Source organism: Micromonospora sp. NPDC018662 (assembly GCF_044391475.1).
Taxonomy (GTDB): domain Bacteria; phylum Actinomycetota; class Actinomycetes; order Mycobacteriales; family Micromonosporaceae; genus Micromonospora.
On sequence record NZ_JBISAC010000004.1, the window covers coordinates 56,732 to 79,194 of the forward strand.

A 22,463-nucleotide genomic window follows, 5' to 3' on the forward strand; every position below is an offset into this window, starting at 1 on the left:
CCATCATGCCCGGCCGGCCGGCGCGGGGGAGTCGGCGGGCGGGCGCGGACGCACCAGACGGACGGGCAGCGGCTGGTCCCGGGCCGCCCGGAAGGCCCCCGGGCTCACCCCGACCTCCCGGGTGAAGAAGCGGCCGAAGTTGGTCGGCTCGGGAAAACCGAGCAGCCGGCCGATCCGGGCGATCGGGTCGTCGGTGGCGGCCAGCAGCCGGCACGCCTGCAACGCCACCCGCTCGTCGATGACCTGCTTGGCGCTGCGACCGGTCACCGCCAGGCAGGCCCGGGTCAGGGTACGCACGGAGCAGCCGAGCCGGGCGGCGTAGTCCTCGACCCGGCGGGTGTGCCGGTAGCCGCGTTCCACCTCCCGGCACAGCCGTCGGAACGTCACCGCCTCGGCCCCCGGCGCCGGCCCCTGCTCGCCGTGCGGCAGCAGGCTCAGCCGCAGCAGCAGCACGGCGAGCTGGTGACGCAGCAGCGCCGCGGCGGCGGGGACCAGCGCGTGTCGGTCGGCGTCCACGGCCAGTTGGGTCACCTCGCTGATCACCGCGTCCTCGTCCTCGCCGGCGAGCTGGCGGTGGGTGGGCACCGCGTCCGGGTCGACGTCGAGGCCGCGCAGCACGTTCGGCCCCCAGCTCACCACCGTGGCGTCGAGCTGCTGGCCGAGGCATCGCAGCGCCTGGCCGGGGCGGGCGCGCAGCAGTGTGCCCGGCCGGCAGGGCACGGCCCGGAAGTCCAGCTCGGCGGTGCCGTGGCCGTGGGTGACCAGGATCAGCAGGTCGCGGCCGAGCAGGATCGGCCGGTGCCAGCCGGCGGCGGGGGTGAGCTCGTCGAGCGCGCCGGTGACGATCTCGTCGGTGTCGAGGCGGGTGTCCGAGAGGCCGGTGCGGGTGGCCGGGGAGGGCTGACCGGTAGTGACCATCATCCTTGACGGTAACCGGCCTGGCCGCACGTTGCATCTCGACGGTTTCGTCCCGCTCGGACGCCCTTGTCGGAGCACACCACCGACGGTTAGGTTACCGATCGGTAAGGCCCGGGTCGGGTGACCGGCCCGCGGCCCCGGCGAAGACGGCGATGGGATGGGCATGACGGATCTGTTCTCGGTCGACGGCAAGACGGTCCTGGTCACCGGCGGCTCGCGGGGGATCGGGCTGATGATCGCGCGCGGTTTCGTGCGGGCCGGCGCCCGGGTGATCATCTCCTCGCGCAAGGCCGACGTGTGCGAGGCGGTGGCGAAGGAACTCTCCGCCGAAGGGCACTGCGAGGCCATCCCGGCGGACCTGGGCAGCGACGCCGGCGCACTGGCGCTGGCCGAGGCCGTCCGGCAGCGCCACGACCGGCTCCACGTGCTGGTCAACAACGCGGGCGCCACCTGGGGCGCCCCGCTGGAGGACTATCCGGAGAGCGCGTTCGACAAGCTCTGGGCCGTCAACGTCAAGGCCGTGTTCCGGCTCACCACCGCGCTGCTGCCGGCGCTGCGCGCCGCCGCCGGCGCCGACGACCCGGCCCGCGTGATCAACATCGGCTCGATCGACGGGATCCGCGTGCCGTGGATGGAGGTGTACGCCTACTCCGCCACCAAGGCCGCCGTGCACATGCTCACCCGCGGCCTCGCCCACCAGCTCGCCGGCGAGGCGATCACCGTCAACGCGATCGCGCCCGGCCCGTTCGAGAGCAAGATGATGGCGTTCGCGCTGGACGACCCGGAGTCGCGCGCCGCCATCGAGCAGCAGGTGCCGCTGGGCCGCATCGGCCGGCCCGACGACATGGCCGGCACCGCGATCTACCTCGCCTCGCGCGCCGGCGCGTACCTCACCGGAGCGGTCATCCCGGTCGACGGCGGGATCACCACGCGCGGCTGACCCGCGTACCCCGGGTGTGCAGACGGCCCGGGGCCGCGCGGACTCGGCAGATCCGCGCGGCCCCGGGGTTCGCCGTGGTCAGCGACCGGCGAGCAGCCGGTTCACCGCGGTGTCGACGTCCAGGTGCTCGGCCTCCCGGCCGCGCGGGACGACGACGTAGGTCCGGCGCAGGAAGCGCACCAGCACGCTGCGCGGGACCTCGAACAGGGCGTTGCCGTCCGGGGACGACAGCGCCAGCGCGACGAAGTCGCCGCGCGGGGTGGCCCACGGCCAGACCCGCACATCACCGATGCCGGCCGGCTCGTCGAGCCCGGTGACCAGCAGTTCGCGTGCGAACGACCAGCTCACCGCCTCGCCGCCGGCAGACTCGGCATGGAACAGGACATGGACCGCATACGGGTCAGCAGGGTCGTAACGCAGGCTGGCACGCACCGGCAAGGCGGTGGCGTCAGGCGCGACGAGCCTTAGCGACGTCTCGACCTCTACGGTCGTCGGTCGGATGACACTCATGGACGTTCTCCCCCCGGCACCGCTGCGGAACGCGCGTGTCCCGCTTTTCCCATACTCAGGTGCTGCTCCTGGCTACGCTCCGCCATACGCTGACTTCACCCAGTGGTGGGAAGGGGGTCGGAAAGCCTTCGGGGCCGGGAGACCCCGAGTAGGATTTCCGGTTCCGCCCACTCCGTCGTCCCGCCCGGCAACGGGTGGTTCAGTCGTCGACTTACTCCGGTAACGTCCAGTCCTCAGCAGGGGTGACGGTCCCGCGCGACACTGGGGGTGGAAATGGTCACGAGGGGATCCTCGGTGGCGTCGCGGGCCGCGGGCGATTCGCCGGAGGATGCGGCCCGAACAGCCAGAAATCGGGGGTACGAAGTGCCGGTCGACGGGCGTTCCCCAGCCGCTCCCACCGCGCCGCCGCGGCGGGGCTGGCGGGGCCGGCTGCACACCACGCTCGACCTCATCCGCGCCAACCCCACCGGGCGGGTCGCCCTCAAGATCTTCATCGGCATCCTCGGCGCCATCGTGGTCACCGTCGGCATCGCGCTCATCCCGCTGCCCGGCCCCGGCTGGCTGCTGGTCATCGCCGGCCTCGGCGTCTGGGCGGTCGAGTTCCACTGGGCCCGCCGACTGCTCGCGTTCACCCGCCGACACGTCAACGCCTGGACGCGTTGGGTGACCAGCCGGTCGCTGCCGGTGCGCTTCGTGCTCGGCCTGGTCGGGCTGGTCTTCGTGTCGGTGGTGGTGTGGCTGTCGCTGAAGTACAGCCTCGGCATCGACGTGGTGGCGCGGGCGCTGCACTACCTCGCGACGCACTGAGGCCCGGTTTTTGGTCCGGTCGCTCGATCGGGTAGAGTCATAGGCGCTGAGGGCGATTAGCTCAGCGGGAGAGCGCTTCGTTCACACCGAAGAGGTCACTGGTTCGATCCCAGTATCGCCCACGCAGGTCAAAGGCCACTTCCCGGCTTCGGGAGGTGGCCTTTCTGCTTGCGTACAGCAGCTTTGTACAGCAGTTCTCGTCGCCGGCTCAGGGAGTCGCCGAGGCGCTTGAGTGCTTCTCTGGTCTTTGTCGATGTGACCTGCGTGTAGATCTCCCTCGTTACCGAGAAGCGGGCGTGCCTGAGCACCTGCATGGCGACTCTGGGGTGGACGTCGAGGTCAGCCAGGAGGGGTGGCGCAGGTTCGCCTGGCGTCGTGGACGGTGATCGGCGTGACGCCGGCTTTCTCGCACCTCGCCTGCCAGGAGCGTTGGAAGTTGCGCGGCTCGATCGGTGTGCCATATCGGGTGGTCAGGACGAGTCCGCTTTCGTGCCATGCCTTGCCGGCGGCTGCTTCAGCCTCGTCGCGTTGCTGCTGTCTGAGCTGGAGGGCGGTCAGGCAGATGTCGGGCAGGAGGAGCGTGGCGTCGGACGCCTGGGTTTTGGTGTCGCGGTGCAGGAGTTGCCCGCGTACGCGTTGGAGATGGCGGCCGATGGTCAGCTCTCCGGCGTCGAGGTCGACGTCCTCCCATGTCAGTCCGAGGGCTTCGCCCTTGCGGAGGCCGGTGACGAGGACCAGGGCGTAGGCGGCGTAGAGCGGATCATCGTCTGCTCTTGCGGACTCCAGGAACTTCCGGGCCTCGTCGCTCGACCAGGACTTGCCCCGGCGGCGGCGGACGGTGGCGAGGGTGACTGGCACTGCGGGGTTCTTAGTGATGAGGTCTTCGGCCTGGGCGTGGGTGAGGGCGGCCCGCAGCGCGGCACGGATATCGCTGACCGTCCGGGCCGACGGGATGGCCTGGCAGCAGCGGCCGAGCGCGCAGCAGCGGCGCTTGTGCCTCGGGTGGCGGCGTCCTTGCCCTGGGCGCAGCACTGGCAGGCGCGGGCCACCTGGTTGATCCAGGTCTGTACGTCGCGGGCTTGCAGCCGGTCGAGCCGCTTCGTGCCGAGGCCGGGGGCAATGTAGCGGCGGACGAACGTCTCGTAGGTGGCGTAGGTCAACGGTGCCCGGTTCGGCTGGATGATCTCGGCCAGCCAGTAGGTGAGGAAGCTGCCGACCGTAGGGACGCTTGTCGCCACCGGACCCTGCTTCGCCTGCTGGTGCAGTTTGATCCACTTGTCGTGGACTGCCTCGCGGGTCTTGCCGTAGACGTACTTGCGGGTGCGCCGGCCGTCGGGCTTGGTGACCCAGACGTAGGCGGCGTAGCCGTTGCGGTAGGGGAAGATCGAGCCTTCGCCGTTGGCTCGGGCGCGTCCGGGCATCAGGCGGCCTCCTGGCGCTCGACCTGTTCGTGGATGTAGTCGTCGACCCATTCGGGGAGGACGCGGCGGTACTTGCCGTCCTTGATGGAGCGCAGCTCGCCGGTGGCGATCTTCATCTTGACCTTGGAGATGCCGAAGCCGAGCAGGACGGCGACCTCGGCGGGGGAGTACCAGCGCGGGGTGAGGTGTCGGCTCATGCGGCCACCCCCAGCCACGCCTCGTGGGCGAGTTCTTCTCGACCGATGCGTCTGCTCTCGCGTCGCTGTTGAGCGGTGGTGTTGGCGAGCAGGGCGTCGCCTTCGGTCAGCCAGCCGGACCCGATGTAGGTGAGGGTCCCGACGGTGATGGTGTCGGTGGGTTCGTCGTTCTCTCCGCGCCGGTAGGTCGCGCGGGTGTCGCGGAGTTGGCCGAAGGTGACGGAGTAGCGGCGGGCTTTGGTGAGGAAGTGGCCGCCGAAGCCGAGCACGTGTGCCCATCGGCGCAGCCTGGCGTAGGCGTTCGGTTTGGTGTCAAGGCTGTCTTGACGGTCGCCGGCTGTTACGGCGCCACCGCTCCCGTCGGTCTGGGTGGGGCGGCCGAGGTGCCAGCAGGCGTCGATGAGACGGGCGACGTGGTCGCCTCCGGGGTCGGCGTAGTCGTCGACCGTGGCCGAGGTGAGCCGGGTGGAGGAGTGGCCGATGGCCTCGGTCGCTTTGGTGGCGTACTTGGCGAGGTAGGCGGAGACCTTGCCGTCAGGCAGCTCACCGCTCGCGGTGTTGATGCGCCGGACGTCGACCTGCTCGCCCCAGCCGATCAGCCATCCCTGTGGCTGGTCGGGGTGCGGGGGTGTGGTGACGGTGATCTGGCGGGTAGCGGCGTGGACGGCGGCCTCCAGGTCGTCGACGGTGATGCCGGCCGGTGGTGGCACGAGCGCGTCCGGGTCGTTGGGGTCGACGCCGTCGAGGCGCAGCAGGCAGTGGAAGTGCACCGCTGCTCGGCGCTGTATCTCGGCGACCTTGCTGTGCGACACCCGCACGGGGGGCACCCAACGGACCTTGCCCGAGGCCGTGACGACCCGGACGAAGGGGATGCCTCGTCGGCGGCAGAAGGCGGCGAGGTGCCGTTCGATCGCCTGCTTGGTGCGCCGCCGCAGCTCACCGGAGAACCCGTTCCAGACCACGTGGTAGTCATGGTCGTAGCAGTCCAGGCACAACGGCTGGCCGAGCCGCGGATCGTTGGCCTCGTGCCGAGCGAAGCACGCCGCGGGCTGCCCATGCCGGCAGGTGCCGGCGGCTCTACGGGCGAGGCAGGGAGCGGGGCGGCAGTCGCAGCGATGCCGGTTACGGCAGGTGTGGCGAGGGACGTGCCGGTGGTGGACCGGGCCGAAGGACGGGGCGGTGAAGGTGGCGAAGACGACCGGGTGCCGGCTAACCGAGGCGGGGACGCCCTTGCCGCCGGTCAGGCCGCGACAAACGACCTGGTAGGCGTCGCCCTGGTAGACCCAGGCGCAGTCCGGGCAGGCCGATTCACGGCGGTTGCCGCACGCCTTGTAGAGCGTGCGGTCGGGCAGCTCGTCGGTGTGTAGCTGGCCGGTGATGCGGCCGGTGTTCCGGTCGACGGCGGTGATGGTGCCGGTGAGGCGGATCGGTCGGGCGCAGCCGCCAGCGGGGCGGGTGTGCTCCAGCCAGCCGGAGAACTCCGGCGAGGCGGCGCGGTGCAGAACCTGGGCGTCACGGCCGGCGGCGAGGCCGGGGCGGTAGGTGGTGAAGATGGCTGTCTCCTCTTCAGGGGGTGGCAGGGACGGGAGGCGAAGCACCACCAGCCGTGAACTGGTGTCCGCTGGTGGTGTTCGTCGTGTCTCCTGGCACCGCCGAGAGGGCGGCTGACGCCGGAGGGCGGAATTGTGGCGTTGCCACTTCCCGCCGATGGGTCATGTCTTTTCACGCTCGTGGACTTAGTGATGAGGGCCGGCACGGGTGGGGAGCCTGGGATGTCGGCATTCGGCAGGTTGCCGCAGGCTGCCCCGCCCGTGGAGGTAAGCGAATCCGGGCCATCGTGGACGGCAGGAGGACCGTGCTGGGCCCGATCAGCGGATTCGGGGACCGGCATAGCGGCCGGTGCGATCGAGAGCCGGCGAGAACGTGGCCCGCATTAGCGGCAGTAAGGCCGCTCGGCATCTCCGACGTCGAGTCTAGCGATCCGGCGGGAAGGCCGCGCTGGCGTGCTCGACGAGCGCCAGAGTAGCACCGTGTACCGACACGTCAACGTAACGCGAAACTGACGTCGAGTCAGTCAGGTTCGGTGCTGCCTACAGCGCGATGCGGTTGACGACCGCTCGCTGAACCGGACCGGTGTACTCAGTGAGGCTGAAGCGGCGATGCCCATCCGTGGGTTGCACGGTGACGGCGAGAACACTTCCGTCTTCGAATCGCAGCGTGAAGACCGGATCGAGTTCGCAGAGGAACGCAAACGCCTCGCAGTCCTCGTCGCTCGCGCTGACCAGACGACCGTCGGCCTCCCAGTCGCCGGTCACGGCGGCAATCACGATGGCCACCTCGACGCTGCCGAGGACGGTGGATGAGTTCGCCCACCAGTCCAGCCAGCACCGGCCCTCGAAGCGGTCCACGCCGTTATCTTTGCAGGGCGGCGGCGAAACGGTGGGGTGGCCTATGCGACCCGGATCCCGTTGTCGTGCGAGGCCGGGGCTGGCTGCCGGCTTGTGTGGGAGGACTTTCTGTACGTCTATCAAGGCGGCCCGCAACGGGCCGCACGCGCCGCCGCCTGGGCGCGCGTCCGTCGCTCCGCTGGCGCTCCGACTCCGGCCACGCAACACGCCCGGCGGCTGGCGCGGAGAGCGGAAAGCCCGGAGTGGCCGCCGTATGACGACCGCAGCGTTGATCGGGTGAGGGTTAGCCGGCAGCCGGCCGGGGCCGCGCGGCCACGAGCCCGCGCGGCGCAGGGAAGCGACGCCGGCCGCGTCGGCAAACTGGCGGCGGGTACAGGGTTGCGGTTACTGCGCCTCCGGCGGGGGCGCTCCGGCTCCAGGATCGCCGGGAGGCCGTCGGCGGCTTGCGGTCCGTGGGTGGTTACGGGGCGAGCCCATCCCGCCTGCCATCGACCCGGGCGAGCCGAGCAGACCACCGCCCGACCCGCCAGCGTCCGCCCGTGCGTCAAGGCCGTCTTGACGTGGCGGGCCGGGCGGCGGTCCGCTCCCCAGGAGGGCGGGTCGATGGCAGACAGGGATGGGCGGTGTGGTTTCTCCTAGGTAAAGTCGCTGCTACTCGAACGTCGGATTAGGACGGAGCGCGTCGGCGTGCTTACAAAAATATCTCAGCTGCTGATGCAGCGCGGGCACGAAGTTACGAAGCAGGGGTCCGATCGAGATATTCTTCTGCCTGACTGTGACGACGCGAATGTCGTGCGCGCGTTGAAGGACATCCTTTACTTTGAAATGTCGAAAGACTCATTTCGAAAAACGCTTCGCGACATGGCTTTCGGCAACACCGAGTTAGAGGGGTCAAGTGTTGACGCGGTGAATGGCTACCTAGCCATTTGTCGAAGCATTGGGGCTCGTCGCGGAAAGCGCCTTCAGCTGACGCAAGGCTTGTATGCCAATACCTTCGAATGGTATATCAGTCAGCTATTCGTTCGTGAATTCGCTGCGCGTGCATCGGGGTTTGGGATCAGACTAAAGGACGCTGACCCGGGTGACGAATTCGATTGCGTAGCGCTACTTGATGAGGGATTAGTGTTTGTAGAATGCAAGACGGGAAAGGGTAGCCTATACCCCGAGGTGGGCAAATTTGTGCGTCGAGACAGGGAGGTGATGGCCAAGTACTCATTTTTCCTCTATGATCGGGACTACACCTTTAACAAGGGGCCGGAAGACCTCCCTGAGCTAGAGAAGGCGTCCGCCGTGAAGCTGGGAATCGACAGCATTGCGCGTGTAGAGAAGGGTGGGTGCGCCTTTTTCGAAGTTACCGGAATCCCGAATGAGCATGGCGAAACTAGGTTTTTTCTCGCATCCTCTGCTTTCAATGGTCTGCGGTCTCGCATGAGGTACATGTTGAGATACACGGACCATGTCCGCGAATTCGAGAACCCGACTCTCGACTTCGTGCATATTCCGTTGGGCTTTGCCTGACGAGTGACGGTCCGGACCGTGCAAGCCGTGCCCGATATAGCAGTTAACTGAGGCATACAGCGGCACTGCCGACAGTTGAAAGCCGAACGTTCCGTGCCTGGATCTTCGTTGGAACGACCAAACACCGCGTGGATCAACGCGGTCCCCAAACTGACCGTCACCAGGGCCGAAGGCCCAGCTTCGGTGACTAACTACGTGACGATCGGTGCGAACAGCGACGGACATGCCTGGATGGACGTGGATCTTGCAGCAGGCCGAAGGGCGTGCGGAGCCAGCTTCGTGCCCCGTGATCATTCCTTCGGGACAGAGAGGTCAACCTCGGCCCAGGACGGGAGTCGGCTGATCTTTGTATCAGAGGAGTGCCGGGATGACTCTTAGTCGGCCTCTCGGATGAGCCTTTCGATGATCCGCTCGCGGTCAGGCTTGCTTACATCCAGATCTAAGTGCATCACGGCTACAGTGCGTGACAAGTAAGCATTTATCTCGGAGAAATCGCCACTTACGAAATACCCGTGCAGGGCGGAGTTTGTCTGACTTGCGAGGCTACCAATCAAGGGTCCGCCAATTACGGCAATCTCTGCACGCAATGCGGCCAACTCTCTATCATGAGAATCGGACTGTTCATGCTCCGCTTCGGCCAGCTTCCGAAGTTGGACGAGTTCCTCGGACTCCTGGGTTTCCGACGGATTTGACTTCAGATTTTGAAGCTTCTCTACCAATCTCTTAAGGCGATCGGTAGAGTCAATGGACATCTCGGCGCAGCGCAAATATTTGGCGTAGATGACGCGCTTCTCGGCAGTCAGTGCATGAGTCCTCTGTGATTCGCCTTGAATTCGCATAGCCTCCAACTGCGCAGTCCGGCTCCGTCCAGCCGTCCACACGGTCCCTGCAACGCCTGCAACGCCAACCACGCATGTGGTGACCGGCCCGACCCACTCCCATGCCATCGGAACATCCTGCCTCGCTGCCAGCCGTGCCCGCTACGTGTCCGATACAAGGGTCAACACCGACGAGCGGGGGTCCACCGTAGAGTGTGGCTGTGCTGGCCGTGTCGCCACGCGCAGCTCGCACCACGCGCCAGAGTTGCCACTCAATCCGATTCCCAAGCTGACAGTCCGGCGAGGTCCCAGGCGCGATGGCCCCGTAGTTCTCGACAGCAACGGTGACAGCAACCAGGCTGGACGACGGAGACCAGCGACGGAGGGCTACGAATCAGCGCCCGACGTCAGAGACGTGCGCGGACACGCCCGGACGGAGCGCCCAGAACCTACAAGCGAGTGGTCGGGCGGCCGGGGTGGTGCGGCCAGTAGGCGTTGCCTGTCGAGCACCGGGAGGGGGTCGTGCGGATACTGGCAGGGTGGTGGAGAAGCAGGCGACGGAGCTGACCCGGTGGACCATTCACAGCGAGCGGGTCGTGGACGACACCAGGCGGGCGCGGCTGAGCATCGCCGAGGTCGAGCTGCCCGACGGGGTTCGCTTTGAGCAGTACGTGATCCGGGCTCCCCGGTCGGCCATGGTCGCCTTGCTCGACGACCAGGAGCGCCTGCTGTTGATGCGGCGGCACCGTTTCGTGTTCGACCGATGGGTGTGGGAGCTGCCCGGCGGTTACGTCGACGGCGAGGAGCAGCCGGCGGCGTGTGCGGTGCGGGAGGTTGAGGAGGAGACCGGCTGGCGCCCTCAAGGCGTCGAGCCGTTGCTGTCCTTCCAGCCGTGGGTCGGTACGGCCGACGCCGAGAATCTGCTGTTCCTGGCCCGGCAGGCCGAGCACATCGGCACGCCGGTGGACGTTAACGAGGCTGAGCAGGTCGCCTGGATCCCGCTCGACGAGGCTTACCGGCTTGTGGCTCGGGGCGAGATCGTCGGTGCCGGCACGGTGATCGCGGTGCTGGAGCTGGTCGCGCGTAAGGCCCGTGAGGAGCTGTGACGGTCAGCGTCGAGCGCCGAGGGTGGCGTCAACGCGGCCGGTAAAGACCCGGACGGCGGGCAGTCGCCGGTGTGGGACGAGTTGGCTTTGCAGGTCTCGGAGGTAGCGGACGGCTCTGGCGGAGCGTAGCTGCGTGGTCAAATTCAACGCCTCCCCGCCGGTGGTGCATGCCCGCTCGGCTTCGCCCTGTTGGGCGTGGATGCTGGCGAGTAGGGCGAGGTTGAAGGCTTTGCCGCGTACGTAGCGGTTATCCATGCGTAGGGATCGGGCGGCGAAGCGTTCGGCGTGGGTGTTGCGGCCGAGGGCGTGGAAGCAGTGGCCGAACTTGGCCGACAGGTATGCCTCGTCGAAGTAGCTGAGCCATTGCGGGTCGGTGCTGCGGTCGGCCCGGTCGAGGGCTTGTTCGGCCTTGTGCAGCGCGGCGGCGCAGGCTCGTTCGTCACGGGCCTCGGCCAGGGCGTGGGCTTCCATGACGTGGGCCTCGGCGGCCAGGACGGGGACCCCGGCGCGTCGGGCGGCCTGGCCGGCGGCGCGGGCGAGGTCGAGGCCGGTGGTGGTGTGGCCCAGGTAGGTGGCCTGGTGGCTCATCGCCGCGAGGATTTCCGCGCCGAGCCCGTTGTCTCCGGCGGCGTGGGCGAAGTCCAGGGCGAGGGTGAGGTACCGCTGGGCGATGCCGTGTTCTGCTATGTCGTACGCCTGCCATCCGGCGAGTTGGGCCAGTTCGGCAGCGGCGCTGAGCAGCCGTTGGCCGGTGGGGTGGTCGTAGCGCCCATCGGTGAGCAGCGGGGTCACCTCCTGGTGGAGGTAGCGGGCGACGGTGTCACGGGCGTGCCCGCCGCCGTACTGGTTGTCCAGCCCGCGGTAGGTCGCGGTCATCGCGCGGATGGTGTCAATCTGCGGTTGACCGACGGTATTGCGGCCGGGCTGGGTCACCGGGGCCGAATCGGGAGCCGTGAACCAGCGCAACGCCGGCAGGGTGTAGCCGGCGGAACTGAAGGCCACCTGCCGGAGTACGTCTCGACGGTTCACGTCACCTCGCCAAAGCTCTGTGGCACTGCGTACGTCGTCTTGCCAGGTCCGAGTAGCTGGCGGTTCGCTGGGCCGATTGGGAGAAAGCCGGCCCGGTTCGGCCGTCAACGCGGTCTGTCGGGGTGCCAAGCCCATCGCGATTCGCGCATGGTCGGGCATCCGGCATCCGTCGGCGATCCGCTCCAACACGTCTATCGAGGTGACCTTGCGGCCGGCGATGATCCGGCTGACGTAGCCCTGCTCCAGCCCCACGGTGGCCCCGATCCGGCTCTGGCTCGCGCCGGTGAGGCTGGTGATCCAGCGGAACAGCCCGCCGATGTCGCGGGCGGCCAAGGCGGTCAGCACCTCGCCGTGTGACCATGCGTCCTCTGGTATTCGAAGCGGATCGAGCAGCACGGCGGCTCCCAGCGTCGCATTCCGACTACCCATGGTGTTCAAGCCAAGAGCGTATGGCGACCACTCGCACTGGTCGAGCCGTCCCATGTCACGGTGACATGTCCGCTGGCCATGGGGCCCGTCCATAGCCTTCCGTAGCTTCTCCGTCACCTGAGGTGGCGGAGGGTGAGAGATGGCAGGTATGGGCGATGAGTCGGCGGTTAGCCGGGGTGAGCAGATTCAGGCGGCCGAGCGGGAGGCGGCGAAGCGGCGGCTTCTCGCCCAGGCGGAGGCGGATCGGATTCCGGTGGAGGAGACCACCCGGGCGGTACCGGATCGGCGGTGGCGTCGTGGGCAGCGTTGAGGTGTTGCCGGTCGGTCGGCGGGTGGCGTACTGGCGGGGCCGGCGAAGGTTGTCGCAGCAGGTGTTCGCCGATCGGCTCGGCAAGTCGAAGAGCTGGGTGGACAAGGTCGAGCGGGGCGTGCGGCGGCTGGACAAGCTGTCGACACTTCAGGAGATCGCCCGTGTGCTCCGTATCGACACCGCCGCGCTTGTCGGCCAGGACGCCGCGCCGGTGCAGGCGAAGGGTCGCGGCGACGGCGTCGAGCGGATCAGAGCGGCGTTGTCCCGCTACGAGATCCCGTTGGGCAAGCCGGCAGGCGGCCCGGTGGTGTCGGTGGATCGGATGTTGCGGGATGTGGGGTACGCGTGGACGACGTTTCAATACGCCCGCTATCCGCAGGTGGTCGACCTGGCCCCGGACCTGCTCACCAATGCGCAGCGCACTAACGCCGGGGCCCCGGAAGCGGGCCGGGCGTCGTTGGTGGAGGCGTACCGGATCGTCACCGCGCTGCTGGTCAAGCTCGGTGACGCTGAGCTGGCGTGGTTGGCCGTGGATCGGGCGATGCTCGCCGCCACCGGCGACCGGGAGCTGGTGGCCGCCGCAGCCGTCCAGCTCGGCCAAGTGTTACGCGCGCTCGGGAGGGCGCGGGAGGCGAGGTCGGTGATGCTCGCTGCCGCGTACCGGATGGCTCCATCCGTAATCGAGTACGGCGGACCGGTGGAGTTGTCGCTGTGCGGGACGTTGCTCATCCAGGCCAGTCTGGCGGCGGCGCAGGACGGTAAGGAGTCTGTCGCCGGCGAGCTGCTCGACGAGGCCGCCGGTATGTCGGAGCAGATCGGTGACGGCTGCGACCATCACCGCACCGGGTTCGGGCCCACCGCCGTCGACCTGGCGCGCGCCGCCGTAGCCGTCGAGGCCGGCGACGCTCATGCGGCGATTGGCTGGCACGAGAAGGCCACAGCGCGTTCCGGCTGGCGGTGGCTGCCCGCCGAACACCGAGCCGCGCACCTGCTCGACATCGCCCGCGCCCACCTGCACGCTGGGGACGCGGGCAACGCGGCTCGCCTGCTGACCGAGGCCGAGCGCACAGCGCCGGCCGAGATCACGTGCCGGCCTGTCGCCCGGGACATCCTGGCCGAGGTTGCTCGCGACCCGCGCGCCCCGACCACGATCGCGAAGCTCGCCGCCACGCTCGGGATCGGCTGAGCGGCGCTACACGCGGATGAGAAGTACAGCAGAGAAGTACAGCAACCGCGCCAGCCGAACCAGACCGAGAAGCGCGTCAGCAGGCCTTTGACCTCGTGTCGAGCCCGATCCGACCGGCTCGCCGAGAGTTCACACCGAAGAGGTCACTGGTTCGATCCCAGTATCGCCCACGCAGGCCACAGGCCACTTCCCGGCTTCGGGAGGTGGCCTTTCTGCTGTCGTCCAGCAGCTTTGGTCAGCAGTTCTCGTCAGCGGCTCAGGGAGTCGCCGAGGCGCTTGAGTGCGACTCTGGGGTGGACGTCGAGGTCAGCCAGGAGGGGTGGCGCAGGTTCGCCTGGCGTCGTGGACGGTGATCGGCGTGACGCCGGCTTTCTCGCACCTCGCCTGCCAGGAGCGTTGGAAGTTGCGCGGCTCGATCGGTGTGCCATATCGGGTGGTCAGGACGAGTCCGCTTTCGTGCCATGCCTTGCCGGCGGCTGCTTCGGCCTCGTCGCGTTGTTGCTGTCTGAGCTTGAGCTCCGTCAGGCAGATGTCGGGCAAGCGGAGGGTGGCGTCGGACGCCTGGGTCTTGGTGTCGCGGTGCAGGAGTTGGCCGCGTACGCGTTGGAGTTGGCGGCCGATGGTCAGTTCTCCGGCGTCGAGGTCGATGTCCTCCCATGTCAGTCCGAGGGCTTCGCCCTTGCGGAGGCCGGTGACGAGGACCAGGGCGTAGGCGGCGTAGAGCGGATCATCGTCTGCTCTCGCGGACTCCAGGAACTTCCGGGCCTCATCGCTCGACCACGACTTGCCCCGGCGGCGGCGGACGGCGGCGAGGTTGACCGTCACGGCCGGGTTCTTAGTGATGAGGTCTTCGGCCTGGGCGTGGGTCAGGGCGGCCCGCAGCGGCCGACCGCGCAGCAGCGGCGCTTGTGCTTTGGGCGGGCGGCATCCTTGCCCTGGGCGCAGCACTGGCAGGTCCGGGCCACGTGGTTGATCCAGGTCTGCACGTCGCGGGACTGGAGCCGGTCGAGCCGCTTCGCCCCGAGGCCGGGGGAGATGTAGCGGCGGACGAACGTCTCGTAGGTGGCGTAGGTCAGGGGTGCCCGGTTCGGCTGGATGATCTACGGCCAGCCAGTAGGTGAGGAAGCTGCCGACCGTCGGCACGCTCGTTGCTACTGGTCCTTCGTTCGCCTGCTGGTGGAGTTCGTAGCCAGTTGCGGTGGATGGGTGTTTGACTCTTGCTGGTGATCGATAACGGGAAGCTGCGTGCGTGTCTCGCGGCCCATTGGGGACTGGCGAACGCGGCGGTTCAGGTGCACAACGGCGGCATGAACTCGGCGACGTGGTTCGTCTCCGAGGGCGGTGAACGGTGGGTAGCCAAGGCAGTTGCGCCGGGATCGCGCCGGTCCTTCATGGGCGGCCTTGAGGTCGCGGCTCACGTCGAGGCGGCAGGCGTTCCGGCGGGCACCCCGGTAGTGACGAGGCACGGAAGCCTCGTCGCCGATGTCGACGGAGTGCCGCTCGGGTTGTTGAACTGGGTCCCAGGGAGCGGGCTGCTTGGCAGGAGCCCGGACGAGCAACGGCTGATCGGGGCAACCCTGGCGCGAGTGCACGCAGCACTTAGAAGCGTGACGATCAAGGATGCCGGCCAGTTTCACTGGGTCGATGCGCGGGCAGCACATCTGGCAGTTCGCCCTTGGGTTCAACCCTCAGTGGCGGCCGCCCTTGCGGGGTACGAGGCGCTTGATGTCGGGTCTTTGTCGTGGGGCCTGCTACACACCGATCCGGCTCCAGAGGCATTCCGGCTCGACCGCATGACGGGAGAGTGCGGACTGATCGACTGGAGTATCGCGATGAGCGGTCCGCTGTTGTACGACCTCGCGTCGGCAGTGATGTATGTCGGAGGTATCGATAACGCCGACTACCTGGTGGAGGCATACCTAGAGAGCAAGACGATGACGCGCGCCGAGGTGGAACACGGCTTGCTGGCCATGCTGCGGTTTCGCGGTGCGGTGCAGGCTGACTACTTCGCCCGCCGCATTGTTGACGACGATCTGACCGGAATCACGAGCGCAGCCGACAACGAAGTGGGCTTGGAGCATGCGCGCCGATGGCTCGGCCGCTTGGGGGCCAAAAAGCCTTCCGGGGCACACCCGGGGCACAAGACAGCGTGAAACGTCGGCAACCAGCCACTAACAGCGTAAGCCCAAGATACGGCGCGACCAGCCAGCCGACCGGGGCGCCGCAGGTTGAGCGGCGAAGTTCGCAAGGCTGCGGTCCCTGGCGTGTGGGCCTTATGGGGTGACCGCTGGCTCGGTAGCGTGGACTGACGCAGCCGGCAGGCCGGCGGTGCGTCCGCGCTACGAGGAGGTCCGGGATGGATTCCTTGCCGGAGTTGACGTTCGGGCAGCGGCTCAAGGTCTACCGGGAGCGGTCCGGGAAGACGAGGGCGGTGCTCGGCGGGCTGGTGGGTCGGAGCGCCGAGTGGATCAAGGCGGTGGAGACGGATCGGATCCTGCCGCCGCGGGTGCACATGCTGGACCGCATCGCGCGGGCGCTCAAGGTCGACGTGTCCGCGCTGGTCGGGGAGTTGAGCGACCGGTCAGCCGTGGTCAACGGGCCGGAGCACCCGGCGTTGGCGTCGGTGCGGGACGCGGTGAATCGCTTTCCCCGCTCCGCCGACGTGCCGCCCGAACCGCTGTCCAGCCTCAGGGCGCGCCTCGACGCGGCGTGGCGGGCACGCCATCAGGCGTCGGACCATCGAACGGTGCTGGGCGGTCTGCTGCCGGGGCTGCTGCGGGATGCGCAACGCGCCGCCCTGGCGTACGAGGCCGGCGACCGTCGGCAGGCGCAGGCCCTGCTTGCGGAGACGCTCGGGCTGGCCCAGATGTTCCTCGCCTACCAGCCCGCCGCCGAGCTGCTGTGGCGGGTCGCGGACCGGGCGATGGTAGCGGCGCAGGAATCCGGGGACCCGGAGGCGGTGGCGGGTGCGGGGTGGTTCCTGTGCCAGGTGCACCGGGACGCGGGGGACTGGGACACTGCCATGGCCGTGACGCTGGACATCCTGTCGGGCCTGGAGCCACGCATCGCCGATGCCAACACCAATCTGCTGGCGTTGTGGGGCGCGGTGAACTTCGAGGCCGCCTACACCGCCGCCCGTGCCGGCGAGGAGGGCCGGGCGTGGCGATTCTGGGACCGCGCGGACGCGGTGGCGAGTCACCTGCCGGCAGGCTTCTACCAGCCGCAGACGTCGTTCTCACGGGTCGTCATGGGCGCTCACGCGGTGACGGTGGCGGTGGAGTTGCAGAAGTCCGGCGAGGCGGTGCGGCAGGCGCGTCGCCATGACGCGGCGGCGATTCCGTCGCGGCCACGACGGGCGCGCCATCTCATCGAGGTCGCGCGGGCGCACTACGGCAAGAACGACAAGGAAGCGGCCGTGGCGTTCCTGGGGCAGGCGTACGAGTCGGCGCCGGAGACGATCCGCTTCAACGGGTACGCCCGCCAGATCACGCTGGACCTGCTCGACGGCCCGCGTTCCACCCGCGACGAGGCTCGTGACCTCGCGATGAAGGTTGGCCTCGTCTCGTGATGTAGGGGTACGAACCCTACCCTTTCCGCACCGTAGCCTTCCGTAGCTTTCTGTCACCTGAGGTGGCGGAGGCGGAGATGCCGGATAAGGGCGGCGAACCGGCGATCAGCCGGGGTGAGCAGATTCAGGCGGCCGAGCGGGAGGCGGCGAAGCGACGGCTTCTCGCCGAGGCGGAGGCCGACCGGATCCCGGTGGAAGAGACGACCCGGGCGGTGCCGGATCGGCGGTGGCGTCGTGGGCAGCGTTGAGTTGTTGCCGGTGGGGCGGCGGGTGGCTTACTGGCGGGGTCGGCGGAAGCTGTCACAGCAGGTGTTCGCCGACCGGCTCGGCAAGTCGAAGAGTTGGGTCGACAAGGTCGAGCGGGGCGTCCGGCGGCTGGACAAGCTGTCCACGCTTCAGGAGATCGCCCGGGTGCTCCGCGTCGACACCGCCGCGCTGGTCGGCCAGGACGCTGCACCGGTCAAGGCGGCGAATCGCGGCGATGGCGTCGAGCGAATCAGGGCGGCGCTGTCCCGCTACGAGATCCCGTTGGGTAAGCCGGTGGGCCGCCGTCCGGTGGTGCCGGTGGACCGGATGCTGCGAGATGTGGGGTACGCGTGGACGACGTTCCAGTACGCCCGCTACCCGCAGGTGGTGGACCTGGTGCCGGACCTGCTCACCGACGCGCAGCACACCCACGCTGAGGATCCGGTGACGGGCCGGGTGCCGCTCGTCGAGGCGTACCGGATCACCGCTTCTCTGTTGCTCAAGCTCGGCGACGCCGAGCTGGCGTGGTTGGCGGTGGATCGGGCGATGCTCGCCGCCGCCGGCGACCGGGAGTTGGTGGCCGCCGCGGCCGTGCAGCTCGGTCAGGTGTTGCGTGCGCTCGGCCGGGCGCGGGAGGCGAAGGCGGTGACGCTCGGTGCCGCGTACCGGATTGCCCCGCCCGCGGTCGAGCACGGCACGCCGGCGGAGCTGTCCCTGTGCGGAGCCTTGCTCGTTCAAGCCGGCGCGGCGGCGGCGCAGGACGGGAACGAGGCCGCCGCCGGGGAGCTGCTCGACGAGGCCGCCGGCATGGCGGAACAGGTCGGCGACGGGTACGACCACCACCGCACCGGATTCGGTCCCACCGCCGTCGACCTGGCCCGCGTCACCGCAGCCGTTGAAGCCGGCGACACCCAGGAGGCGATCGCCTGGCATGAGAAGGCCACCGCGCGAGCCGGCTGGCGGTGGCTGCCCGCCGAACACCGCGCCGCGCACCTGCTTGACGTCGCCCGCGCCTATCTGCATGCCGGGGACGCGGGCAACGCGGCACGGGTGCTGGTCGAGGCCGAGCGCACCGCACCGGCTGAGATCACGCACCGGCCTGTCGCCCGGGACATCCTTGCCGAGGTTGCCCGCGACCCGCGCGCCCCGACCACGATCGCCCGGTGAGCACCGGGTACGCCACCGAAGCCGCCCGGGCCCTCATCGAGCGGGAGCGGGCGCACACCGGCACCGAGGTGATCCACGCGGTGCTGGCTCCGGGGAACGAGGCGTCGCCCGGCGACTCGGCGGGACCCACGTGGGCCGGCGCACCGACTGGTACGGCCGCGCCGAGCCGGAAACCTTCGTCCTGCGTCGCCCCGGCTGAGAGTGCCGCCCCGGCTGGAGCTCAGGGCAGCCGGGCGAGCAGGTCGGTGACGTCCGCCCGGGTGGGGAGGCCGCCCTGCGCGCCGACGGCGCGGGTGGAGAGCGCGGCGGCGGTCGCCGCGAACCGGGCGGCCTCGGCCAGCGGGGTCCCGTCCACCAGGGCCGCGGTGAGCGCGCCGCAGAAGCAGTCGCCCGCCCCGGTGGTGTCGATCACCGGCACCGTCGGGGCGGGCACCAGGTCGTACCGGTGCCCGTCGCGGACCAGCGCGCCGGCCGCGCCGAGGGTGACCACCACCTGTCGTACCGGCAGCGTCGCGAGGGCCCGTCGGGCGTCGTCGACGTCGTCGACCGACAGCCCGGTGAGTTGGGCCAGCTCGATCCGGTTCGGCACCAGCACGTCCACCTGGTCGAGCAGGGCCGCGTCGACCGACCCGGCCGGGGCCGGGTTGAGCACGCGGAGCGGTCCGGTGACGGCGAGGGCGGCGCGCACCGCCGCCGTCGGGATCTCGCACTGGACCAGCACGGCCGCGGGTGCCGGGTGGGCGGGGGCGACATCGGCCGGCGCGAGCCGCCGGTTGGCGCCGTCGAGCACCACGATGGAGTTCTCGCCGGTGGGGTCGAGCAGGATCAGTGCCTCCCCGGTCGGGGCGTCGTCGACGCGGCGTACCCGGGAGACGTCGACCCCGGCGGAGCGCAGGGCGGCCAGCAGGGTCTCGCCGCCGGCGTCCCGGCCGACGGCGGCGCGGAGCGCGACCCGGCGGCCGAGCCGGGCCAGCGCGACCGCCTGGTTGGCGCCCTTGCCGCCGGCACCGGTCTCGGCGTCGCCGGTCAGCACCGTCTCGCCGGGGCGGGGCAACCGGTCGAGCCGGATCACCCGGTCGAGGTTGGCGCTGCCGACCACCAGCACCTCGACCGGGTCGTCCGCCGCCGGTCCCGGGACCGTCACCGGGCCGCCAGCCAGGTGAGCAGGCGGGCCCACAGCTCGGGGTAGCCGGGCCAGGCCAGGAAGGACGGCGGGGCCCAGTGCGGGGCGAGGTCGGAGGTGAAGACTCCGGTACGCCCCGCGCCGACTTGCCGGACGGCGATCAGCGGGTCCGGGCCGACGGTGACCAGCACCTCGCCGTCGTCGCGGGCGGTGGTGCGGTTGTAGCCGAGCAGCGCCGGCCACTCCGTCTGCTGGTCGGGCAGGGCCGGGTGACTGGTCAGCACCTTCGGCTGGACCCCCTCGGGGGCCTCTACCCGGTCGTCGCCGCCGCACAGGTCGACCGGGAGCAGGTCGGCCAGCGGGCTCTGCCCGTACCGGGCCTTGCCGTCGATGCCGGAGAAGGAGAGGTAGCCGCCGACCATCAGCAGCGCGCCGCCGGTGCGGACGTACTCTCGGATGGTGGCGAGCCGGTTCGGCTCGCTGGCGGAGGTCCGGAAGACCGCCGGGGTGAGCAGGAAGGTGTTCGCCCCGACGTCGCTGATCACCACGCAGTCGTACCGGCGGAGGTCCTCGACGGTGGTGGGCAGGTCGTCGGCGATGCGGTGGGCGGGGATGTGCTCCACCTCCCAGCCCCGGGCCCGCAGGACGGCCTTGAACTCCGCGCCGCCCTCCTGGTATTCGCTGTTGGTGAAGCTGTCGAAGCCCTTCTGGTGGATCAGGTGGATGAACCACGACTCTCCGAGCAGCAGAATTCTCACGGCCGGACTCCTTATTCGATGGTGCCGCTCGGGAAGTGTTCGCGGAACTGCCAGTCGTGTTCGGGGACGATGACGTCCGCCTCGCGGTGCAGGCGGGCGTAGCCCCGCATCAGCTCGGGCAGGTTCCAGAACGAACCCATCGGCCAGTTGAGCTCAAGATTGCGGTAGTTGTACATGACGTCGCTGGTCAGGCAGACGGTGCCGAGCGCGGTCTCGACCATGACCACCATGCAGCCGGGGGTGTGACCGCCGATCTTGATCAGGCGGACCCCGTCGGCGATGTCGACGTCGCCGTCGATCACGTCCAGCCGGTCTCGGATGGCGGTGATCTTGTAGGAGTAGTCGGGGTAGTAGAACATGCAGAACGACGGTGGGGCGATCGCCTGCGGCAGCTCGTCGCGTTGCACGACGAACCGCGCCCGGGGGAAGAGCTCGTTGTTGCCGACGTGGTCGAAGTGGAGGTGGGTCAGGACGACCACGTCCACGTCCTCGGGACGGACCCCGTGCCGGGCCAGCCCGGCCACGAGGTCCTGGTCCTCCGCGCGGGAGGCGACGAAGTCGACCCCGTAGCGGCTTTGCATCGCCGACACTTCGTCGATGGCCCCCAGGCCGGTGTCGATGAGGATGGTCTTGTCGGTGCCCTCGATCAGCCAGACCGGCACCGGCACCATCACCCCCTCGGTGACCTGCCCGTTGCGCCGCCGGATGTCGTTCCGGAAGCCGTACGGCAGGACCCGCGACCGGTCCAGGTCAGGGTGTGCGCCACTGTTGAGCAGGCTGACCGAGAGGGAACTCTCCAGCTCACCGGTGACGATCTGGTGGATCCGCAGCATCGCAGCTCTCCCGTCCGTTGCTCGGTGCCGTCAGAAGCCGGTCTCGTCCGCGCCGAACTTCTCGACGTACTTGTTCCAGGTCTGCTCGACCAGGAAGTGCTTGCCGGCGTCGGCCGCCTTGGGGATGGAGCCGTTCGAGGTCAGGTAGGAGTTGTCGCCGTCCCAGGTCTTCTTCCAGTAGGAGACCCCACCCGGGTCGAGGATCAGCTCCTTGGTCGCCTTGGCGTTCGGCGCGTACAGCTCGAACTTCTGCCAGAAGTCCTGGAAGCCCTGCACGGTCAGGTTCGCGCCGGTGTCCTTGTTCAGCCGGTCAGTAATGATCTTGCCGCACTCGGCGGTGTTGGCGTCGCAGTAGCGGACGATCCGGTGGAAGGTGTTCACCAGCTTGAGCAGCGCCTCCTCGTTCGCCGTGGCGAAGTCGGTGGTGGTGACCAGGCCGTTGATCGGCGGCGGGGCGAGGTCCGGGCCGGAGGCGAGCACCGGCATCCCCTCGGCGGTCGCCCGCACCCGCTGCGGGATGCCCCCGAGGTAGGCGTCCCCGGTGCCGCTGAGGAACGCGGCCAGCCCCTGGTCCGGGTCCAGGTCGACGATCTTGACGTCCTTCTGGGAGAGCCCGACCGACTCCAGCGCGGCGACCACCTGCTTGCCCATGTCGGTCGACATGGTGGTGACGATGGTCCGCCCCTTGAGCTGTTTGAACGTCTCGGCGCGGGCGTCGGCCTCGGAGAGGCCATCGGCGACGTACTCGTCCAGGGGCTTCAGGCCGGAGCCCTTCTTGCCCATCAGCGCCGAGCCCTCGGTGAACGGGTTCCAGGCGTACCAGTAGACGACGTTGGGGGCCTTGTTGGCGACCGAGACCACGCCGGTGGTGTTGTTGATCGCGGCGTCCACGCCGTCGGAGGCGACCGCCGGCATGATGGCGTCCCAGGCGAGCGACTTCAGCTCGACGTTGAGCCCGGCTGCCTTGAACCACCCCTTCTCCTCGGCGATGATCGGGATCATCGTGTCCTGGAACGGGGAGATGCCCAGCCGGATCGTGGTGGTGCCGTCCTCGGCAGGGCCGGAGTCGGCGTCGGAGTTGCAGGCGGTGGCAGCCAGGGCGAGCGCGGCGACGGTGAGACCGAGGGCCAGCTTCCGGCTTGTTCGGGAGGCCGAGTGGGGGAATGACATA

Annotated in this window: 20 protein-coding genes, 1 tRNA gene and 2 pseudogenes; 10 read left to right on the forward strand and 13 right to left on the reverse strand. The window is 69.1% G+C overall.

The window, feature by feature from the left end:
- Window positions 1-3: 3 nt before the first annotated feature.
- The gene (locus tag ACH495_RS13915; RefSeq protein ID WP_396858100.1) at window positions 4-918 is read right to left on the reverse strand and encodes a helix-turn-helix transcriptional regulator; all 915 of its coding nucleotides are present in this window, start codon (window positions 916-918) and stop codon (window positions 4-6) included.
- A gap of 163 nt (window positions 919-1,081) precedes the next feature.
- Between ACH495_RS13915 and ACH495_RS13920 the strand changes: the two genes are divergently transcribed.
- A complete protein-coding gene (locus tag ACH495_RS13920) occupies window positions 1,082-1,858 on the forward strand; it encodes a glucose 1-dehydrogenase (RefSeq protein WP_396858101.1) in 777 nt (258 codons plus the stop codon).
- A gap of 78 nt (window positions 1,859-1,936) precedes the next feature.
- Here ACH495_RS13920 and ACH495_RS13925 read toward each other — a convergent pair whose 3' ends face one another.
- Window positions 1,937-2,368, reverse strand: a complete 432-nt coding sequence (locus tag ACH495_RS13925; RefSeq protein ID WP_007457244.1) for an SsgA family sporulation/cell division regulator — start codon at window positions 2,366-2,368, stop codon at window positions 1,937-1,939.
- A 273-nt stretch (window positions 2,369-2,641) separates the two neighbouring features.
- On the opposite strand from ACH495_RS13925, the gene ACH495_RS13930 reads away from it, so the two are divergent.
- Both ACH495_RS13930 and ACH495_RS13935 read left to right on the forward strand, forming a co-directional pair.
- Window positions 2,642-3,175: a TIGR02611 family protein gene (locus ACH495_RS13930; RefSeq protein ID WP_396858562.1), complete on the forward strand. Its 534-nt coding sequence runs from the start codon at window positions 2,642-2,644 to the stop codon at window positions 3,173-3,175.
- Between the two features lie 50 nt (window positions 3,176-3,225).
- A tRNA-Val gene (locus ACH495_RS13935) sits at window positions 3,226-3,297 on the forward strand.
- A 6-nt stretch (window positions 3,298-3,303) separates the two neighbouring features.
- Here the strand turns inward: ACH495_RS13935 and ACH495_RS13940 are convergent.
- The 4 genes and pseudogenes from ACH495_RS13940 to ACH495_RS13955 all read right to left on the reverse strand — a co-directional run bounded on the left by ACH495_RS13940 (window position 3,304) and on the right by ACH495_RS13955 (window position 7,201).
- Window positions 3,304-4,596 (reverse strand): annotated as a pseudogene (locus tag ACH495_RS13940) (tyrosine-type recombinase/integrase).
- Window positions 4,596-4,793 carry an excisionase family DNA-binding protein gene (locus ACH495_RS13945; protein WP_396858102.1) on the reverse strand — a complete coding sequence of 66 codons (198 nt, stop codon included), beginning with the start codon at window positions 4,791-4,793 and terminating at the stop codon, window positions 4,596-4,598. The pseudogene ACH495_RS13940 and the gene ACH495_RS13945 overlap by 1 nt, the downstream one beginning before the upstream one ends.
- Complete coding sequence (locus ACH495_RS13950) at window positions 4,790-6,346, reverse strand: replication initiator (RefSeq protein WP_396858563.1); 1,557 nt, start codon at window positions 6,344-6,346, stop codon at window positions 4,790-4,792. Before ACH495_RS13950 ends, ACH495_RS13945 begins: the two co-directional genes overlap by 4 nt.
- Window positions 6,347-6,883: 537 nt before the next feature.
- A complete protein-coding gene (locus ACH495_RS13955) occupies window positions 6,884-7,201 on the reverse strand; it encodes a hypothetical protein (protein WP_396858103.1) in 318 nt (105 codons plus the stop codon).
- A gap of 792 nt (window positions 7,202-7,993) precedes the next feature.
- Between ACH495_RS13955 and ACH495_RS13960 the strand changes: the two genes are divergently transcribed.
- The gene (locus ACH495_RS13960) at window positions 7,994-8,719 is read left to right on the forward strand and encodes a hypothetical protein (RefSeq protein ID WP_396858104.1); all 726 of its coding nucleotides are present in this window, start codon (window positions 7,994-7,996) and stop codon (window positions 8,717-8,719) included.
- 374 nt (window positions 8,720-9,093) lie between these two features.
- On the opposite strand, the gene ACH495_RS13965 is transcribed toward ACH495_RS13960, so the two are convergent.
- Entirely contained in the window at window positions 9,094-9,666 is a 573-nt protein-coding gene (locus ACH495_RS13965) for a hypothetical protein (RefSeq protein WP_396858105.1), read from the reverse strand.
- Between the two features lie 410 nt (window positions 9,667-10,076).
- On the opposite strand from ACH495_RS13965, the gene ACH495_RS13970 reads away from it, so the two are divergent.
- Window positions 10,077-10,643: an NUDIX hydrolase gene (locus tag ACH495_RS13970; RefSeq protein WP_396858106.1), complete on the forward strand. Its 567-nt coding sequence runs from the start codon at window positions 10,077-10,079 to the stop codon at window positions 10,641-10,643.
- Window positions 10,644-10,646: 3 nt separating this feature from the next.
- Here the strand turns inward: ACH495_RS13970 and ACH495_RS13975 are convergent, their stop codons facing one another.
- A complete protein-coding gene (locus ACH495_RS13975; RefSeq protein ID WP_396858564.1) occupies window positions 10,647-12,068 on the reverse strand; it encodes an XRE family transcriptional regulator in 1,422 nt (473 codons plus the stop codon).
- 365 nt (window positions 12,069-12,433) lie between these two features.
- Between ACH495_RS13975 and ACH495_RS13980 the strand changes: the two genes are divergently transcribed.
- Window positions 12,434-13,597, forward strand: coding sequence for a helix-turn-helix domain-containing protein (locus ACH495_RS13980; RefSeq protein WP_396858565.1), 1,164 nt, complete (start codon window positions 12,434-12,436; stop codon window positions 13,595-13,597).
- 269 nt (window positions 13,598-13,866) lie between these two features.
- Here ACH495_RS13980 and ACH495_RS13985 read toward each other — a convergent pair.
- Window positions 13,867-14,789: pseudogene (locus ACH495_RS13985) on the reverse strand (tyrosine-type recombinase/integrase); the annotation flags it as partial.
- A 31-nt stretch (window positions 14,790-14,820) separates the two neighbouring features.
- On the opposite strand from ACH495_RS13985, the gene ACH495_RS13990 reads away from it, so the two are divergent.
- The 4 genes from ACH495_RS13990 (at window position 14,821) to ACH495_RS14005 (ending at window position 18,578) form a co-directional block, all read left to right on the forward strand.
- Window positions 14,821-15,750, forward strand: a complete 930-nt coding sequence (locus ACH495_RS13990; protein ID WP_396858566.1) for a phosphotransferase enzyme family protein — start codon at window positions 14,821-14,823, stop codon at window positions 15,748-15,750.
- Window positions 15,751-15,953: 203 nt separating this feature from the next.
- Window positions 15,954-17,165, forward strand: coding sequence for a helix-turn-helix domain-containing protein (locus tag ACH495_RS13995; protein WP_396858107.1), 1,212 nt, complete (start codon window positions 15,954-15,956; stop codon window positions 17,163-17,165).
- Between the two features lie 62 nt (window positions 17,166-17,227).
- Complete coding sequence (locus ACH495_RS14000; protein WP_396858108.1) at window positions 17,228-17,413, forward strand: hypothetical protein; 186 nt, start codon at window positions 17,228-17,230, stop codon at window positions 17,411-17,413.
- Entirely contained in the window at window positions 17,400-18,578 is a 1,179-nt protein-coding gene (locus ACH495_RS14005) for a helix-turn-helix domain-containing protein (protein WP_396858109.1), read from the forward strand. The genes ACH495_RS14000 and ACH495_RS14005 overlap by 14 nt, the downstream gene beginning before the upstream one ends.
- A gap of 220 nt (window positions 18,579-18,798) precedes the next feature.
- Here ACH495_RS14005 and ACH495_RS14010 read toward each other — a convergent pair whose 3' ends face one another.
- Genes ACH495_RS14010 through ACH495_RS14025 form a run of 4 tightly spaced genes read right to left on the reverse strand, consistent with a single transcriptional unit; the run spans window position 18,799 to window position 22,462 of the window.
- Window positions 18,799-19,722: a ribokinase gene (locus ACH495_RS14010; RefSeq protein ID WP_396858110.1), complete on the reverse strand. Its 924-nt coding sequence runs from the start codon at window positions 19,720-19,722 to the stop codon at window positions 18,799-18,801.
- Window positions 19,719-20,459: a glutamine amidotransferase gene (locus tag ACH495_RS14015; RefSeq protein ID WP_343442608.1), complete on the reverse strand. Its 741-nt coding sequence runs from the start codon at window positions 20,457-20,459 to the stop codon at window positions 19,719-19,721. Before ACH495_RS14015 ends, ACH495_RS14010 begins: the two co-directional genes overlap by 4 nt.
- A gap of 11 nt (window positions 20,460-20,470) precedes the next feature.
- Entirely contained in the window at window positions 20,471-21,292 is an 822-nt protein-coding gene (locus ACH495_RS14020; protein ID WP_343442607.1) for an N-acyl homoserine lactonase family protein, read from the reverse strand.
- A 30-nt stretch (window positions 21,293-21,322) separates the two neighbouring features.
- Window positions 21,323-22,462 carry an ABC transporter substrate-binding protein gene (locus tag ACH495_RS14025; protein ID WP_396858111.1) on the reverse strand — a complete coding sequence of 380 codons (1,140 nt, stop codon included), beginning with the start codon at window positions 22,460-22,462 and terminating at the stop codon, window positions 21,323-21,325.
- Between the last annotated feature and the right edge of the window lies 1 nt (window position 22,463).